We start from the raw sequence: 16,820 nt of genomic DNA, 5'->3' as shown, positions 1-16,820 counted from the left end.
CTTAATCTTCTATGCGGGTGTAGTTTAGTGGTAAAACTACAGCCTTCCAAGCTGTTGTCGCGAGTTCGATTCTCGTCACCCGCTTTGAACTTTGTTCAAATACCAAGTTTTTAACTTGGGCGCGTAGCTCAGGTGGTTAGAGCGCACGCCTGATAAGCGTGAGGTCGGTGGTTCGAGTCCACTCGTGCCCATTAATAGGAGAATTACTCAAGAGGCTGAAGAGGACGGTTTGCTAAATCGTTAGGTCGGGTAACTGGCGCGGGGGTTCGAATCCCCCATTCTCCGTAATTTAAGAGTGTTAACTCTTTTTTTGTTGTCTTTGTAAGATAAGTCCTCCCCCTCTTAGTTTATAAGAGGGGGATTTTTAATTACCAACTTGTTAGGGAAATCTCTCCACTATTTAGCCAAATGTTTTTTTTATCTTCTAGTTCGACTTGAAGTTGACCGGTGTTTGAGATGTCTTTTGCCATTCCCTTTTCATTTTGTCCATTTCGCTGGAAGGTGATTTCCTTTCCCAGTACGATTGATCTCGCTTTATAGAAATAGAATAGCTCGTCTGGATCCGTATTGTAGAAACAATTCCATATTTCGCTGATGAGCTCATTACGACTAATTGGTGCAGGTGGCATAAATAGGCTACCTGCTTTTTCTTTTAGTTCTTTTGGAAAGTCTTCTATAGAAAAATTTATACCAAGTCCGATAATGACATCTGTAACCAAGCCTGTCTCAACTGATGTCATTGCTTCGGTGAGGATACCTGCTATCTTTTTATTTTTTAAGTAGATGTCATTTACCCATTTGATATCGACTTCTATCATAGTTAGATTTTTAATGGCTTTGCAGACTGCAGCTGCTACAAGAAGAGTATAGGATGGAAGTTTTTCATAGGGAAGGTTTGGTTGAATATGCAGAGACATATAGATCCCGCCCTGAGATGGGGAATAGTAGGGGCGCTGAAAGCGGCCACGACCTGCTGTTTGACAGGTTGAAAGATAGAGTGTGTTTCCTTGGTTTCCAGCCTCAATCCCTTCTTTTGCATCTGTTTGTGTTGATTTTGTCTCAGGTTTGTAGCGAATGGTTAAGTTGGTGTTCTCTTGAATCAAATCAGGCAATATCAGATCGCCTTGAATAAGCTTGTATCCTCTATTTTTGATACTGTCAATTTCTAGGCCTTCTTGTTGAAGACGTTGGATCGCTTTCCATATAGAAGTACGGCTTAAATTCAGTTCTTCTCCGATTTTTTCTCCGCTAACATAATCGTTTTCTCTAGCTAATATTTGGTAGACTAGTTGGTGTGATTTCATTGATTTTCCTTTCTAGCTGAGAGGGAAAGAGAGTATTCTTTTCGAGTTTGACTAGGTGTTTTATGAAAAAACTGCTTGTAGGCTTTTGAGAAATGTAGTGGGTCTGAAAAACCTACAGAATATGCAATGACTTTGATTGTTTCATTTGTGTGTTCTAGTAACTGTTGCGCACGCTTCATTCGAACGAAAAGTAAATACTCTTTTGGAGAGAGTTGGTGAAATTCTTTAAACACACTAGTTAAGTAACTTCTATGAACCGATAGCTCTTTAGCTAAATCTTGAATGGTGAGCGATTGTGGATAGTGACTATCAATTAATCGTTTGCAGTCAAGATAGAGTTGGTGGGTTGATGAAATATTCTCTTTTTTCTGATTGGGAGCAATCGTTCCGAGATGAAACATTAGTTCATGGAGTTGTCCCATGATGTGGAGTTGAGCCAATTCATTTGATTTTGTAATCTGAGCGAAGCGGACAATATCTGAGATGAGTTTTGCAGTTGTCTGGGTATGACAGTGCTCTGATTGAATTAAGTAGGATTGGTCAGAAATTTGAGATAGACCAAAGTAGTCAGGTGCCCTCCCTCCGGAAATCCCCAACCAGTAGTAAGCCCAAGGATCCTGGCTATCTGCTTGATAGAATGTTAATTCATCTGGTCTTAGTAAAAAGAAATCTCCTGCCTTTAAATCAACAATTTTCCCCTTATAATGGAACAGCCCTTTTCCTTTAGTAATGTAATGTAGTACATAGGTATCTCGAATAGCTGGGCCAAAAGAGTAGTTAGGCGTGCATTCTTCATAACCGTAGAAACTAAGAGAAAGATCAATTGTTCCAGTCTGGTATTCTGAAAAAACTAGCATGGGCCACCTCCTACCTAACATTTTACCATACTTTAGAGACATTTTTCTATTTTAGAAAGCGCTTTTATTTGCTAAAATTTTATCAAGAAATGGTTGAGGTACAATTTATGGGAATTCGGATAGAGAATAATCTATTTTACGTTGAGAGTAAAGGTTTAAGTTTGATTATTGAAAATAGGGATGGGTACTTATTATTAAAACATTTAGGAAAGACTATTAAGAATTATAGAGGTTCTAATAGTGTTTATGAACGCGATCATGCTTTTTCAGGTAATCCAACAGCTACTAATCGCACCTTTAGCTTGGATACGCAACGTCAAATTTTTGGACAACATGGTTTGGGTGATTTTAGGAAACCAACTTTTCAGGTTCAGCACGATGCAACTGAAGTAACAGACTTTCGATTTGTAGAAGCAAAGATTTTAAAAGGTCAGAATGGTCCACAGGGCTTACCTTCTCCTCACAGCATGGATGATACAGAGACTCTTGTCTTGATTTTAGAAGATCCTCAAGCTAAACTTAGTCTGACTTTGTATTATACAGCTTTTGATAATGATGCGACAATTGCTAGTTATAGCAAATTGGAAAATAATAGCAATCAGGAAGTTGTCATTCATAAGGACTTTTCTTTCATAGCTGATTTTCCTGCTGCAGCTTACGAAATAGTGACTTTACAGGGAGCTTATGCTCGTGAAAAGACTGTTCGACGCCAACAGGTAGAACAAGGAATCTTTTCAATTAGTTCGAACCGTGGTGCTTCTGGTCATGCTCAAACACCAGCTCTTCTACTATGTGATCAAGGAGTCACAGAGGATGCTGGGAATGTGTTTGCTTTGCAACTACTGTACAGTGGAAACTTCGAAGCTTTTGTCCAAAAAAATCAACTGAATGAAGTTCGGGTGGCGATTGGCATTAATCCGGAAAACTTTTCTTGGAAGTTAGATCCTGAGGAAAACTTTGAAACACCGGTGGCTTTAGTGACCTATTCAGATAAGGGATTAACCGGTATCAGTCATGAAAGTCAGAATTTTGTACTGAAGCACATTATGCCAAGTAAATTTTCTAAAAAAGAACGTCCAATTCTAATCAATAACTGGGAAGCTACTTACTTTGACTTTCAGAGAGAAAAACTGTTAGAATTAGCTGATGAAGCTAAGAAAGTTGGAATTGAACTTTTTGTATTAGATGATGGGTGGTTTGGCAATCGCTTTGATGATAATCGTGCTTTAGGTGATTGGGTTGTTAATGAGAAAAAACTGGGTGGAAGTCTTGAAAGTCTGATTTCAGCTATCCATGAAAGAGATTTGCAGTTTGGGCTTTGGTTAGAACCTGAGATGATTTCTGTTGATAGCGACTTGTATCGTAAACATCCTGACTGGGCTATTCAGGTTCCAGGTTATGAGCATACCTATTCTAGAAATCAATTAGTACTTAATCTTGCGAATTCTCAGGTAGTAGGATATTTGAAAAATGTTTTAGATGAACTCCTCTCTCATCATAAAATTGACTACATCAAATGGGATATGAACCGTAATATCACTAACCTAGGAAATGGTTTAACTTATCTAGAGACACAGATGCAATCTCATCAGTACATGCTGGGGCTTTACGAACTTGCTTCTTATCTGACAGAGAAACACAGCCATATTCTCTTTGAGTCCTGCTCTGGTGGTGGTGGACGAAATGATCTTGGTATGATGCGTTATTTCCCACAAGTCTGGGCTAGTGATAATACTGATGCTATTGCACGTTTACCAATTCAATACGGTTCATCCTATCTCTATCCAACCATTTCTATGGGGGCTCATGTGTCAGCAGTACCAAATCATCAGATGGGACGAATGACACCATTGGAAACTCGTGGTCATGTAGCAATGATGGGAAATCTGGGTTATGAGCTTGATTTGACAAGTTTATCAGATGATGAGAAAGCTGAGATTGCTAATCAGGTGAACTTGTATAAAGAATTGCGGCCAGTAGTCCAGTTGGGAAACCAGTATAGGCTAATCAATCCAGATGTTGGCTCCAATGAAGCAGCTGTACAATTCAACTATGGAAATCAAACGATTGTAACCTACGTCCGAGTCCTATCAGTTGTGGAAACAATGGAAACAACTTTAAAGTTAAAAGATTTGGATGAAGAGGGACGGTATGAATTACAGGAAAATGGTGTAGTTTACTCAGGTGCAGAACTCATGTATGCGGGTATTACTATGGGGCTTCCGCAGGGAGATTATCTCAGCAGGCAGTTACATTTCATTAGAAGATAAGGAGATAAAATCATGAGATGGTATAAAAAGATGAGCTTAATTGCTACTACAGGACTCTGCCTTTTGGGACTGTCAGCTTGTAGTAGTCAAGAGAAGTCAGCTGATGGCAAGGTAACGATTGAGTTTTTTAACCAGAAGACCGAGATGGCAGATACCTTGCAAAGGATAGTGGATGATTTTGAAAAGGAACACCCTAATATTGATGTAAAACTGACGACTGTTCCCGCAGCTGGAATTGTTCTGAAGACTCGGATTTTATCAGGAGATGTTCCAGATATTATTAATATCTATCCTCAAAATATGGATTTTCAGGAGTGGGCGAAGGCAGGCTATTTTGCAGATATGACAGGAAAATCCTATCTTGAGAATATCAAGAATGACTATGCCGAAAAGTATGCAATCAATAACAAAATTTATAGTGTGCCCTTAACGGCCAATCTTTATGGAATCTACTACAATAAAACGAAGTTTAAAGAATTAGGACTTGAGGAGCCGAAGACTTTTAAAGAGTTTCAAGAGATTGTTAAAAAGATAAAAGATAGTGGGCATTCTCCGTTCGCAGTTGCAGGCAATGAAGGCTGGACACTAAATGGTTACCACCAACTTTCTCTCATTACTATTACAGGTAGTGGAGACGCTGCTAATAACTACCTTCGCTTTTCAAAACCAAACGCTATCTCTGCAGATGATGCTGTTTTAAAAGCAGATGCAGAACGACTCGATTTATTGGCAGATAATGCTCAAGATGGTTGGCGTGGAGCCTCTTATAATGATGCGGTGGTAGCATTTTCGAGTGGAAAAGCCTTGATGATGCCACAGGGATCATGGGCATTAGCGGCAATTAATCAACAAGATCCAAAATTTGAGGTGGGGATGTTTGCCTTTCCTGGAGAAGAAGTAGGAAAAGAAGTCACTGTTGGTGCAGGGGACATGGCATTATCAACTTCGGCTACTACTAAACATCCGAAAGAAACCGAAGAATTTATCAGCTATATGACTAGTCCAAAAGCTATGCAGTCATATTATGATGTAGATGGATCACCAGTTGCTGTAAAAGGTATACAAGAAAAAGAAGATTCAGCACTTACAGAGATTTCTAAACTGGCATTTACTGATAAGCATTATGTTTGGTTGGGCCAACACTGGAATTCTGAAGAAGACTTTTTTAATCTAAGTGCAGGTTACTTGATGGATAAAAATCTGAAAAATATGGCAAACAATCTCAATGCTTTCTTTAATCCAATGAAGGCAGATTTGGACTAGAATAGGAGTTAAGATGATATGGCTATTCGAAAATTTTTAAATAAATACTGGGGTTGGACCTTTTTGCTCATCCCACTTGCATTACAAGCTATCTTCTTTTACTTTCCGATGGTGCAAGGTGCTTTCTATAGTTTGACTAACTGGACTGGATTGACCTATAATTACAAATTTGTTGGTTTGAATAACTACAAATTGCTGATGATTGATGGGAAATTCTTCACAGCCATAGCCTTTACTTTGATTTTAACTCTGGCATTGATTATTGGGGAGATTACAATTGGGATGGTTGTGGCACGAGCCTTGAATTCTAAGATGAAAGGGCAGACCTTCTTTAGAGCTTGGTTCTTTTTCCCGGCTGTTTTGTCTGGTTTGACAGTTTCCTTGATTTTTAAACAATTTTTCAACTATGGTCTTCCAACGATTGGAAGAATTTTAGGGATTGGTTTTTTACAAGAGAGTCTATTGGGGACACCTGTCGGAGCGGTAGTGGCAACTATTTTTGTTCTTCTATGGCAAGGAGTAGCAATGCCAATCATTCTCTTTCTAGCTGGTCTTCAGAGTATTCCATCTGATATTTTAGAAGCTGCATCAATTGATGGTGCAACCAGTAAACAAACTTTTTGGAAGATTGAATTACCCTATTTGCTGCCAACGATTTCTATGGTTTTTATCCTAGCTCTTAAGTCTGGTTTGACTGCCTTTGACCAGATTTTTGCCTTGACGAGTGGTGGTCCAAATAATGCTACAACGTCTCTTGGACTTTTAGTCTACAACTATGCCTTCAAGAGTAATCAATATGGATATGCGAATGCAATTGCCTTGATTTTATTCTTAATTATTGGAATTGTTTCTCTTATCCAAATCAAGCTATCAAAGAAATTTGAAATCTAATAGAGGAGTCCTACACATGAAAAAAGAAGAAAAATTGAATCAGTTTTGGAAATATGTCCTCTTGATAGTCGGTGGTATTCTTATACTTGTTCCTTTGTTGGTAACAGTATTTAGTTCTTTCAAAACAACTAAGGATATCATGAATCATTTCTTTAGTTTGCCCAATCCTTTTACCTTAAGTAATTATGAACGCTTGGTTTCGGATGGAATTGGAGGCTATTTCTGGAATTCAGCTGTTATTACGGTGTTATCATTGATTGTAGTAGCTTTCTTTATACCAGCTGCAGCTTATTCCATTGCTCGAAATATGTCCAAGAAAAAAGCCTTTGCAATTATGTATTCGCTCTTGATTTTAGGGATATTTGTTCCATTTCAGGTGATTATGATTCCCATCACAGTTATGATGAGTAAACTCGGTCTAGCAAATATGTGGGGGCTAGTAATACTCTACCTAACTTATGCTATTCCACAGACTCTCTTCTTGTATGTTGGTTATATTAAAATCAGTATACCAGATAGTTTAGATGAAGCTGCAGAAATTGATGGGGCTGATCGTTTTACAACTTATCGTCGAATCATTTTTCCAATGCTGAAGCCCATGCATGCGACAACTTTGATTATCAATGCTCTCTGGTTCTGGAATGACTTTATGTTGCCACTGTTGATTCTGAATAAGGATTCCAAGATGTGGACTTTGCCTCTTTTCCAATACAACTACCAAGGTCAGTACTTCAATGACTATGGACCAAGTTTTGCATCTTATATTGTGGGAATTGTAACGATAACTATTGTCTACCTCATATTCCAAAAACATATCATTTCAGGAATGAGTAACGGGGCAGTGAAGTAAGAAAGTGCTTAGGGAATGTATAATTCCATACATAAACGAACGGTTCAGCTTGTTGACAATTCTATGTAGAAAACAAGAAAGTAGTACTTAATTGCTTGCAGTCTATAGTAGTAGGAGTTCGATGTGAACAAAAATCTAAAAATATCTTTCATTTACGAAGCCAGGTCATATAAGACTTGGCTTTCATCAGAAAAAGGAGAACATCTATGACCATTCAAAATAAAACTATGTTGATTACTTACTCAGATAGTCTTGGGAATAATCTTAGAGACCTGTATAAGAATTTGGAAGAACATTTTGGCGATGCTATTGGAGGAGTTCACCTTCTACCATTTTTCCCATCAACAGGTGATCGTGGATTTGCGCCAGTTGACTATGATGAAGTGGATTCAGCTTTTGGTGATTGGGAGGACGTTAAGCGTTTAGGTGAGAAATATTATCTTATGTTTGACTTTATGATTAATCATATTTCTCGTCAATCTAAGTATTATAAGGACTATCAAGAAAAACATGAAGCCAGTGAATTTAAAGATCTCTTTTTAAACTGGGATAAGTTTTGGCCAGAGAACCGTCCGACACAGTCTGATGTAGATTTAATCTACAAGCGTAAGGATCGTGCACCAAAGCAAGAGATTGTATTTGCAGATGGTTCAGTGGAACATTTGTGGAATACCTTTGGTGAGGAGCAGATTGATCTTGATGTGACCAAAGAAGTAACGATGGCATTTATCCGTAAGACAATTCAACATCTAGCAAGTAACGGGTGTGATTTGATTCGTCTTGATGCCTTTGCTTATGCAGTGAAGAAATTGGATACCAATGATTTCTTTGTGGAACCAGATATTTGGAATTTATTGGACAAAGTTCGAGATATCGCTGCTGAGTATGGGGCAGAGCTCTTACCTGAGATTCATGAACACTATTCGATTCAGTTTAAAATAGCGGACCATGATTACTATGTTTACGATTTTGCCCTTCCAATGGTGACTCTTTATACTCTTTACAGTTCCAGAACAGAGCGCTTGGCTAAGTGGTTAAAGATGAGCCCGATGAAGCAATTTACGACACTAGATACTCATGATGGGATTGGAGTGGTAGATGTCAAGGATATCCTGACTGATGAGGAAATTGACTATGCTTCAAATGAGCTCTATAAGGTAGGAGCGAATGTCAAACGTAAGTACTCTAGTGCAGAGTATAACAATCTAGATATCTACCAAATCAATTCAACCTATTATTCTGCGCTTGGAGATGATGATGTCAAGTACTTCCTCGCTCGTCTGATTCAAGCTTTTGCTCCAGGCATTCCTCAGGTTTACTATGTGGGTCTATTAGCAGGAAAAAATGACTTGAAATTGTTAGAAGAAACCAAAGAAGGTCGAAATATTAATCGTCATTACTATAGCAACGAGGAAATAGCAGAAGAAGTTCAACGTCCTGTGGTGAAGTCTCTTCTCAATCTATTTTCTTTCCGTAATCAATCAGAGGCCTTTGACCTAGAAGGGACTATTGACATTGAAACACCAACAGCTCACAGCATTGTAATCAAACGTCAAAATAAAGACAAGTCCATAACAGCAGTAGTAGAAATTGATTTGCAAAGTCAGACCTATCAAGTAGTGGAAAACGGCAGAAAAATTCAGTTCTAGTGCTGTATTAATGAAAGAGTTTTTTTGTGGCGAAAACGTGTTCATTGTTCCCAAATGACGGAAAAAATGGTAGAATATAAAGATAGTTTAGCATTTATCTTCTGGAGAAATCCAGAACAGAAAGGATCCGTTTTGAAATCAATTGGATTACTGGATAAGATAAGAGGGCTTTCGAAAAAAGATTTCTTTTTGTATCTGATGATCATGAGTATCTTTTTACCTTTTTATTTGTTCTTAGCACTCTTTGCTTTATATTTGATAGGTTTACTTGTTACTGGGGAGATGAAGGGAATTATCAAAGGATTGGCAAAACATCCTGTACTTCTCTTTTTTATTGCCTATAGTAGTATCATCTCTATCGTCGCCAAGAACTGGCTTGGATTAGTTGCATCTTTACTGATGCTCCTATTTCTTATTTTCTTTAGTTTTTACCAGAAGCGTCTGACGCATGCTTTCTTTCGACTGATACTCCAGACGGTTTTGTTTGGTAGTGTTGTCTCTGCCGCTTTTGCTACTTTGGAGCATTTCCAAATTGTAAAGAAATTTAACTACGCCTTTCTTTCACCCAATATGCAAGTATGGCACCAAAACCGTGCAGAGGTGACCTTCTTTAATCCTAACTACTATGGGATCATTTGTTGCTTCTGTATTATGATTGCCTTTTATCTCTTTACAACGACGAAGTTAAGATGGTTGAAAGTCTTTTGTGTGCTAGCAGGTTTTGTGAATCTATTTGGTTTGAATTTTACGCAAAATCGAACAGCATTTCCTGCTATTATCGCGGGTGCCATCATTTATCTCTTTACAACCATTAAAAACTGGCGTGCCTTCTGGCTCAGTATTGGTGTTTTTGGGATTGGCCTTTGTTTCCTCTTTTCAAGTGACTTGGGTGTTCGCATGGGAACGCTAGATTCTTCAATGGAAGAGCGTGTTTCAATCTGGAATGCGGGTATGACTTTGTTTAAACAAAATCCGATCTGGGGTGAGGGTCCACTGACCTATATGAACTCCTATCCGAGAATTCATGCACCTTACCACGAACACGCGCATAGTCTTTACATTGATACTATTTTAAGTTATGGATTGATTGGAACCATTCTCCTATCCATTTCTTCGGTTATCCCGGTTCACATGATGATGGATATGAGTCAGGAGTCGGGCAAACGACCAATTATCGGTCTTTATCTCTCCTTCCTTACAGTAGTCGCTGTACATGGAATTTTTGATTTGGCTCTCTTCTGGATTCAGTCAGGCTTCATCTTCTTGCTGGTTATGTGTAGCCTACCGTTGGAACATCGTACCTTAGTAGCGGACATGACCGACTAAGTTTATAAAGATTGAAGATCTTCTACCTTGAGTAGAAGATTTTTTTAATTGCGAATTTATTTCTAAATCGAAATAGTTGACAGATGAAATGATAAGTATTACAATGAAATATAATTCGATATGGAAATAAATTGGAGAAGTCATGAAAGATAGTCATTTGGTAGCCCATCATATTCGTTTGTTGAATGGGCGGATTTTTCAAAAGTTACTGAATCAGGATCCTGAGGCTCTTTATCGGAGTGAACAGGGTAAGATTCTCACGGTGTTATGGAAGAGTGAAACGGGTTGCGCTACGGCGACAGATATTGCACTTGCGACAGGATTGACCAATAATACGCTGACAAGCATGATTAAGAAACTTGAGGAGCAAAATCTGGTCATCATTAGCCCATGTGGAATAGATAAGCGAAAGAAATATGTCAAGTTGACAGAGCAAGGTTGGTCCCAGAAAGAAGTTGGCAATCGTGTCAGTAAAAAATTGGATGCTATTTTTTATAAAGGTTTCTCTGAGGAAGAAATTCGCCAGTTTGAAGCCTTTCAAGAAAGAATTTTGGCTAATCTGAAAGAGAAGGGAAATGAGGCTTAGAATGGGGTAAATTAGTTATTAAAAGTTTGGTAACTTGACCAACCGAGGGAAGTTTTAAAATGAGGACAAAGAATGATTGAATACAAAAATGTAGCGCTACGCTATACAGAAAAAGATGTTTTGAGAGATGTCAATTTACGGATTGAGAATGGGGAGTTCATGGTTTTAGTTGGACCTTCTGGTTCCGGTAAGACGACCATGATCAAGATGATTAACCGTCTTTTGGAACCAACTGATGGAAATATTTATATGGATGGCAAGCGCATCAAAGACTATAATGAGCGTGAACTTCGTCTTTCTACTGGTTATGTTTTACAGGCCATTGCTCTGTTTCCCAATCTAACGGTTGCAGAAAATATTGCTCTCATTCCTGAGATGAAGGGCTGGACTAAGGAAGAGATTGCTCAGAAAACAGAAGAGCTTTTAGCTAAAGTTGGCTTGCCAGTAGCTGAGTATGGGCATCGACTTCCGAGTGCATTATCTGGTGGAGAGCAGCAACGGGTCGGCATTGTCCGTGCCATGATTGGTCAGCCTAAGATTCTCCTCATGGATGAACCTTTTTCAGCCTTGGATGCTATTTCGAGAAAACAGCTACAGGTTCTGACGAAAGAATTGCATAAAGAGTTTGGGATGACAACGATTTTTGTGACCCATGATACGGATGAAGCTTTGAAATTGGCGGACCGTATTGCTGTCTTGCAGGATGGAGAGATTCGTCAGGTGGCAAATCCTGAGACCATTTTAAAAGCTCCTGCAACGGACTTTGTAGCAGACTTGTTTGGAGGTAGTGTTCATGACTAATTTGATATCAACTTTTCAGGATCGTTTTGGTGATTGGGTAACAGCTCTATCTCAACATTTGCAGTTGTCACTTTTGACCTTATTACTAGCTATTTTTATAGCGATTCCCTTGGCTGTCTATCTTCGCTATCATGAGAAGTTGGCGGACTGGGTCTTGCAGATTGCAGGAATTTTCCAGACTATCCCGTCTCTGGCCTTGTTGGGACTCTTTATCCCCTTGATGGGAATTGGAACCTTGCCTGCTTTGACAGCACTAGTGATTTATGCGATTTTCCCGGTTTTGCAAAATACCATCACGGGGCTAAAGGGAATTGATCCAAGTCTGCAAGAGGCTGGGATTGCCTTTGGGATGACCAGATGGGAGCGTCTCAAGAAATTTGAAATTCCACTTGCCATGCCTGTTATGATGTCTGGGATTCGGACTGCAGCGGTCTTGATTATCGGTACGGCAACCTTGGCTGCCTTGATTGGGGCAGGCGGACTGGGTTCCTTTATCCTTTTGGGAATTGACCGTAATAATACCAGTCTGATTTTGATTGGGGCCCTTTCTTCAGCAGTGCTGGCTATTGCCTTTAACTTCCTACTAAAAGTGATGGAAAAAGCAAAATTGCGGACGATTTTTTCTGGTTTTGCCCTGGTGACAATATTGCTTGGTTTGTCTTATAGTCCAGCTCTTTTAGCTCAAAAAGAGAAAGAGAACTTGGTGATCGCTGGGAAATTGGGGCCTGAACCAGAAATTTTGGCTAATATGTATAAGTTGCTGATTGAAGAAAATACTAGTATGACTGTGACTGTTAAACCGAATTTTGGGAAAACAAGCTTCCTCTATGAAGCTCTGAAAAAAGGGGATATTGATATCTATCCTGAATTTACTGGTACGGTGACTGAAAGTTTGCTTCAGCCATCACCGAAAGTGGGTCATGAGCCAGAGCAGGTTTATCAGGTGGCGCGTGATAGCATTGCCAAACAGGATCATCTGGCCTATCTAAAACCTATGTCTTATCAAAATACCTACGCTGTAGCTGTTCCGAAAAAGATTGCTCAAGAATATGGCTTGAAGACCATTTCGGACTTGAAAAAAGTGGAAGGACAGTTGAAGGCCGGTTTTACTCTCGAGTTTAATGACCGTGAAGATGGCAATAAGGGCTTGCAGTCAATGTATGGTCTCAATCTCAATGTGGCGACCATGGAGCCAGCCCTTCGCTATCAGGCAATCCAGTCAGGTGATATTCAAATCACGGATGCCTATTCAACCGATGCAGAGTTGGCGCGTTATGATTTGCAGGTCTTGGAGGATGACAAACAACTCTTCCCACCTTATCAAGGGGCTCCACTAATGAAAGAAGCTCTTCTCAAGAAACATCCTGAGTTGGAGCCGGTTCTCAATAAATTGGCTGGTAAAATTACTGAAAGCCAGATGAGCCAGCTCAACTACCAAGTCGGTGTTGAAGGCAAGTCAGCAGAACAAGTAGCCAAGGAGTTTCTACAAGAACAAGGTTTGTTGAAGAAATGATGGGGCAGAGACTTTAAACATACTGAACTCAACTCCCTTAAACGACTAGATAAAAGAATGCTCAGACAATTTCGTCTGGGCTTTTTGGGTGTCAGAATTAATGATTTTCATTTTTAAATGGAAAATAAGAAGAAATTTTTAGGATTTTCTAAAATTTTACTGTAAATACACTTGACTATTCACAAAATAGGTGTATAATGTGTTGTGAACTACTTAACAAATAAAGATTTCCAGCTCATGTCGACTAAGGATGGAAATCTTGTGTATAGACAGTTCAGTAGATATATAATAGAGCGTTGCGTCCGAAAGTCTATCCAGACACGGCTCTTTAAAAACAAAAGGAGAAGATTATGAAAACAGAACCGATTCATCGTACCAGTATGTGGAAATTTAAGTTAAGTGCTGCCACCATGACTTTGATTCCCGCTGCTGTGGGGATTAACTATGTTGCCAAAGCCTTGGCGGAGGGGTTAAAGTTGCCCGTTTGGCTGGGGTCTTTGGGAACCTTTCTTGCCAGCATGTTGGCTGGGCCTGTTGTCGGTGCCATTAGTGGTTTCATCAACAACGTGATCTATGGGCTGACCTTATCGCCAATTTCAACCGTGTATGCGATTACCAGCATCGGAATTGGGATTGCTGTCGGAGTTTTGCACGCCAATGGGTGGTTCTCGTCAGCGCGACGAGTATTTGTTTCTGCTATTATTATTGCCATCGTTTCAGCTGTCATTTCAACGCCACTCAACGTCATCTTTTGGGGTGGTCAGACCGGTATCGCTTGGGGTGACTCATTGTTTGCGGTAATGGTCGCCAATCATGTACCAGTGTGGCTGGCCTCATTTATCGATGAGTTTGTCTTGGATATTTTGGATAAAGTCTGCGTGGCCTACCTGGCATTCTTCATCTATCGTCAGCTGCCGAAGCGGATGGTGCACTTCTTTAGCGATAATAAATGATGATTGATAAAACATTGATTTCTGGAGCGCCACGGGTCAAGCTCAAGTGGTACCAGGTGATCGATCCGATTACTAAGCTCTTGTTCATCTTGGACATGACGTTGTTGAGCTTTGCCAGTATGAATTTATTGCTTCAGGCCGGATTAATTCTTGTCGCAACTCTGCTATTGTTATTTTCCAAATTGAGTTCTACCACCTTTAAGGCGCTGGGATTCAGCCTGTTTCTGATTTGCACCATGCTGATCATCCAAGGGTTATTTTACAGTCGGAATCAAACTGTGCTGTTTTCTGTGCTTGGGGTGTCGTTCTACAAAGAAGGACTGATTTACGCCACCACTCTGGGTTGTCGAGTATTGGTGATTATTTTGACCAGTGGCTTTTTTATGGTGACCACGAGTATTTCAGAAAACGCGGCCTATTTGGAACTGTCCGGATTGTCTTATAAAACCGTCTACGTTCTGATGTCGGTGTGTTATATTTTGCCGGAAATGATGCGCAATATGCGGAAAATCCAGCAGGCACAAAAAGTTCGCGGAACCAATCCGCAAAAAACGTTGATTCAGAAATTAAAGTCAGTCCTGCCGGTTCTAATTCCATTGGTGATTAAGACCTTGGATCAATCGATGACGCGGTCGATTTCTCTCCAACTGAGAGGTTTTGATAATCTCAACCGGACTGTCAGAACCTCCCAGCGAGTGTATCGCCTGTCGCGGACGCTGCACATTGGTCTGACTGGATTGGCAATTTTATTGATTGGGTGGAAGATATGGACGAAGATAAACGGATTGTAATTGAAAATTTGACCACCCGTTATCCGGGTACTGAGCAACCACAACTGCGTCAGATTAACGCGGAGGTTCATACCGGCCAGGTGGTTGGGATTATCGGGAATAGCCACTCCGGCAAATCGACTTTGTGCCGTGTGCTGGCAGGGGTCATTCCCAAAATTGTGTCTGCTGAGATTGAGGGCGATTGGCACATGTTTGGCCAGCGAGTGTCCGACAATTGGCCCGTTTATAATGCCATGAATGGAGTTGTACTGCAAAATCCAGCTGGCCAACTAAGCGGATTGGCAGACACGGTTGCCGATGAAATAGCCTTTGACTTGATTAATCAGGGAATGGCTGAAGGACTGATTCAAAAACGGGTTGAAGAAGTAGCCACGCAAATGGGGCTGATTGAACAGCTGAATTTGCGTCCCGAGAGCCTTTCCGGTGGTCAGATCCAGCGGTTGGCAATTGCCACGGCGATTGTGGCTAATCCGGCTGTTTTGATTATGGATGATCCGACCAGTGAGATGGATCCCCTTGGCCGCCGGCAATTTTTCCAATGGCTGGCCCAAGTCAAAGAGACGACTGTCTTCATTGTCACCAGTGAAATTGACGATTTGTGCGAAGTCGCCGACGTTGTGTGGGTGCTGCACGAGGGTCAAATGGTAGCCCAGGGCAGGCCGGGTGAGGTGTTTAATCATTTGGCAGCTGACTGGCAGATTCCAGCCCCGACAATCCAGCAACTTGCTCAAAAAATGGATTGGCACTTGGCTGATGGCCGGTATCCGGTGAATTACGCTGATCTGAAGGAGGTTCGTTATGTCCACAATTGAACTGAGCCACCTGACGTTCACTTATCCGGAACGGTCCTTTAGCTTGGATGTTGAAGACAAACACTTCGCTGATCCGATGGTGGCGATTGTCGGCCAAAATGGTGCCGGCAAATCAACGCTCTTCAAATTGTTGACGGGCTTGCTGACACCACAAACCGGTGTGATTAAGATCGATGGAGAAAATTTTAATGATCTTAAACCAGTCGAAAAGTTACTGAAGGTTGGGATTACTTTTCAGAATCCTGACGATCAGCTTTTCAACCCGACCGTTCAACGAGAGGTGGAGTGGAGTGTCGCGCAGGTCATGGATGACCACGACACGATTACGAGGCGGGCTTTAGCGGCTCTAAAAAGAGTTGGCTTGGATGATAAAACAGCTGAAAGTCCATATGACCTGTCATTGTCGGAACGCAAGCTGTTGAGCGTTGCCACAGTTTTGGCAGTGGATCCGGCGATTTATTTATTTGATGAGCCGATGATGTCGCTTGATTGGGAAAGCCGGCGCAAGTTGACCGCAATTTTCCATCAGTTGGCTGATTCGGGCCACCAAGTTGTGACCATCACCCATGACATGGATTGGGTCGCTGCCGAGTTTGAGTCGGTGTATGTTATGGAACACGGGAAGTTTGGCTTCGCCGGCAGTCCACGGGAATTGTTCAGCAATCACGAACTTGTCCAGCGAGTGGGATTACTACCACCGCGGATTATGGACATAGCGGAGTCGCTGGGTGATTCACAGACATATTTATCGGTTAATGATTATTGCCAGAAAAATCGAGATGTATAGAAAAAGTCACCTCTGCAGGTTTTCCAGGTTGAAGGATTAACTTCAGCTTCTGGCAAGAACTCACATGGGTGACTTTTGTGTTTAATAACGTTTCATGATCATCGGGTGCTTCCTCAGATCACTCGGTTTGATTTTACTTTGTTTCATGGTCATAATCATATACCATT

15 protein-coding genes and 3 tRNA genes are annotated in these 16,820 nt (G+C 40.7%); 16 read left to right on the top strand and 2 right to left on the bottom strand.

The genetic code is table 11. The features are described 5' to 3' along the window. Positions 1-13: 13 nt before the first annotated feature. The 3 genes from HMPREF8571_RS09755 to HMPREF8571_RS09745 all read left to right on the top strand — a co-directional run bounded on the left by HMPREF8571_RS09755 (position 14) and on the right by HMPREF8571_RS09745 (position 285). Positions 14-84: transfer RNA gene (locus HMPREF8571_RS09755), tRNA-Gly, on the top strand. A 33-nt stretch (positions 85-117) separates the two neighbouring features. After that, positions 118-191: transfer RNA gene (locus tag HMPREF8571_RS09750), tRNA-Ile, on the top strand. 6 nt (positions 192-197) lie between these two features. Then, positions 198-285, top strand: a tRNA-Ser gene (locus HMPREF8571_RS09745). An 83-nt stretch (positions 286-368) separates the two neighbouring features. Here HMPREF8571_RS09745 and birA read toward each other — a convergent pair. Further along, entirely contained in the window at positions 369-1,304 is a 936-nt protein-coding gene (birA, locus tag HMPREF8571_RS09740; protein ID WP_000835306.1) for a bifunctional biotin--[acetyl-CoA-carboxylase] ligase/biotin operon repressor BirA, read from the bottom strand. After that, positions 1,301-2,161, bottom strand: a complete 861-nt coding sequence (locus HMPREF8571_RS09735) for an AraC family transcriptional regulator (protein WP_000959973.1) — start codon at positions 2,159-2,161, stop codon at positions 1,301-1,303. Before HMPREF8571_RS09735 ends, birA begins: the two co-directional genes overlap by 4 nt. Before the next feature lie 107 nt (positions 2,162-2,268). On the opposite strand from HMPREF8571_RS09735, the gene HMPREF8571_RS09730 reads away from it, so the two are divergent. The 13 genes from HMPREF8571_RS09730 to HMPREF8571_RS09670 all read left to right on the top strand — a co-directional run bounded on the left by HMPREF8571_RS09730 (position 2,269) and on the right by HMPREF8571_RS09670 (position 16,653). Next, on the top strand, positions 2,269-4,431 hold the full coding sequence (locus HMPREF8571_RS09730) for an alpha-galactosidase (RefSeq protein WP_025168472.1): 2,163 nt from the start codon (positions 2,269-2,271) through the stop codon (positions 4,429-4,431). Between the two features lie 12 nt (positions 4,432-4,443). After that, positions 4,444-5,694 carry an extracellular solute-binding protein gene (locus tag HMPREF8571_RS09725; RefSeq protein ID WP_001267889.1) on the top strand — a complete coding sequence of 417 codons (1,251 nt, stop codon included), beginning with the start codon at positions 4,444-4,446 and terminating at the stop codon, positions 5,692-5,694. Between the two features lie 18 nt (positions 5,695-5,712). Then, positions 5,713-6,585 (top strand): carbohydrate ABC transporter permease, encoded by an 873-nt coding sequence (locus HMPREF8571_RS09720; RefSeq protein WP_001007688.1) that lies wholly within the window; start codon positions 5,713-5,715, stop codon positions 6,583-6,585. 16 nt (positions 6,586-6,601) lie between these two features. Continuing rightward, positions 6,602-7,435, top strand: a complete 834-nt coding sequence (locus tag HMPREF8571_RS09715) for a carbohydrate ABC transporter permease (protein WP_000711274.1) — start codon at positions 6,602-6,604, stop codon at positions 7,433-7,435. Positions 7,436-7,641: 206 nt separating this feature from the next. After that, entirely contained in the window at positions 7,642-9,084 is a 1,443-nt protein-coding gene (gene gtfA, locus HMPREF8571_RS09710; protein ID WP_000155218.1) for a sucrose phosphorylase, read from the top strand. A 132-nt stretch (positions 9,085-9,216) separates the two neighbouring features. Then, positions 9,217-10,410 carry an O-antigen ligase family protein gene (locus HMPREF8571_RS09705; protein WP_025168470.1) on the top strand — a complete coding sequence of 398 codons (1,194 nt, stop codon included), beginning with the start codon at positions 9,217-9,219 and terminating at the stop codon, positions 10,408-10,410. A gap of 142 nt (positions 10,411-10,552) precedes the next feature. After that, positions 10,553-10,996, top strand: coding sequence for a MarR family winged helix-turn-helix transcriptional regulator (locus HMPREF8571_RS09700; protein ID WP_000655214.1), 444 nt, complete (start codon positions 10,553-10,555; stop codon positions 10,994-10,996). A gap of 72 nt (positions 10,997-11,068) precedes the next feature. Next, complete coding sequence (locus HMPREF8571_RS09695; RefSeq protein WP_000575232.1) at positions 11,069-11,797, top strand: ABC transporter ATP-binding protein; 729 nt, start codon at positions 11,069-11,071, stop codon at positions 11,795-11,797. Beyond that, positions 11,790-13,310: an ABC transporter permease/substrate-binding protein gene (locus HMPREF8571_RS09690; RefSeq protein WP_000183015.1), complete on the top strand. Its 1,521-nt coding sequence runs from the start codon at positions 11,790-11,792 to the stop codon at positions 13,308-13,310. The genes HMPREF8571_RS09695 and HMPREF8571_RS09690 overlap by 8 nt, the downstream gene beginning before the upstream one ends. A gap of 350 nt (positions 13,311-13,660) precedes the next feature. Beyond that, positions 13,661-14,263, top strand: coding sequence for a hypothetical protein (locus HMPREF8571_RS09685; protein ID WP_000846125.1), 603 nt, complete (start codon positions 13,661-13,663; stop codon positions 14,261-14,263). Beyond that, a complete protein-coding gene (locus HMPREF8571_RS09680) occupies positions 14,263-15,054 on the top strand; it encodes an energy-coupling factor transporter transmembrane component T (protein WP_025168469.1) in 792 nt (263 codons plus the stop codon). The genes HMPREF8571_RS09685 and HMPREF8571_RS09680 overlap by 1 nt, the downstream gene beginning before the upstream one ends. Further along, a complete protein-coding gene (locus HMPREF8571_RS09675) occupies positions 15,030-15,866 on the top strand; it encodes an ABC transporter ATP-binding protein (RefSeq protein WP_000343048.1) in 837 nt (278 codons plus the stop codon). Before HMPREF8571_RS09680 ends, HMPREF8571_RS09675 begins: the two co-directional genes overlap by 25 nt. Then, a complete protein-coding gene (locus HMPREF8571_RS09670; RefSeq protein ID WP_000103853.1) occupies positions 15,853-16,653 on the top strand; it encodes an energy-coupling factor ABC transporter ATP-binding protein in 801 nt (266 codons plus the stop codon). The genes HMPREF8571_RS09675 and HMPREF8571_RS09670 overlap by 14 nt, the downstream gene beginning before the upstream one ends. Positions 16,654-16,820 lie beyond the last annotated feature (167 nt).

This window comes from Streptococcus mitis ATCC 6249 (assembly GCF_000146585.1).
Lineage (GTDB): Bacteria > Bacillota > Bacilli > Lactobacillales > Streptococcaceae > Streptococcus > Streptococcus mitis_AZ.
Note: the sequence above shows the minus strand (reverse complement) of the source record. Positions and strands in the feature narration are given on the sequence as shown.

Bases quoted from the DNA above. Each gene is read 5' to 3' on its own strand.
- birA (WP_000835306.1), bottom strand. From the start codon at position 1,304: ATGAAATCACACCAACTAGTCTACCAAATATTAGCTAGAGAAAACGAT.
- HMPREF8571_RS09735 (WP_000959973.1), bottom strand. From the start codon at position 2,161: ATGCTAGTTTTTTCAGAATACCAGACTGGAACAATTGATCTTTCTCTT.
- HMPREF8571_RS09730 (WP_025168472.1), top strand. From the start codon at position 2,269: ATGGGAATTCGGATAGAGAATAATCTATTTTACGTTGAGAGTAAAGGT.
- HMPREF8571_RS09725 (WP_001267889.1), top strand. From the start codon at position 4,444: ATGAGATGGTATAAAAAGATGAGCTTAATTGCTACTACAGGACTCTGC.
- HMPREF8571_RS09720 (WP_001007688.1), top strand. From the start codon at position 5,713: ATGGCTATTCGAAAATTTTTAAATAAATACTGGGGTTGGACCTTTTTG.
- HMPREF8571_RS09715 (WP_000711274.1), top strand. From the start codon at position 6,602: ATGAAAAAAGAAGAAAAATTGAATCAGTTTTGGAAATATGTCCTCTTG.
- gtfA (WP_000155218.1), top strand. From the start codon at position 7,642: ATGACCATTCAAAATAAAACTATGTTGATTACTTACTCAGATAGTCTT.
- HMPREF8571_RS09700 (WP_000655214.1), top strand. From the start codon at position 10,553: ATGAAAGATAGTCATTTGGTAGCCCATCATATTCGTTTGTTGAATGGG.
- HMPREF8571_RS09695 (WP_000575232.1), top strand. From the start codon at position 11,069: ATGATTGAATACAAAAATGTAGCGCTACGCTATACAGAAAAAGATGTT.
- HMPREF8571_RS09690 (WP_000183015.1), top strand. From the start codon at position 11,790: ATGACTAATTTGATATCAACTTTTCAGGATCGTTTTGGTGATTGGGTA.
- HMPREF8571_RS09685 (WP_000846125.1), top strand. From the start codon at position 13,661: ATGAAAACAGAACCGATTCATCGTACCAGTATGTGGAAATTTAAGTTA.
- HMPREF8571_RS09680 (WP_025168469.1), top strand. From the start codon at position 14,263: ATGATTGATAAAACATTGATTTCTGGAGCGCCACGGGTCAAGCTCAAG.
- HMPREF8571_RS09675 (WP_000343048.1), top strand. From the start codon at position 15,030: ATGGACGAAGATAAACGGATTGTAATTGAAAATTTGACCACCCGTTAT.
- HMPREF8571_RS09670 (WP_000103853.1), top strand. From the start codon at position 15,853: ATGTCCACAATTGAACTGAGCCACCTGACGTTCACTTATCCGGAACGG.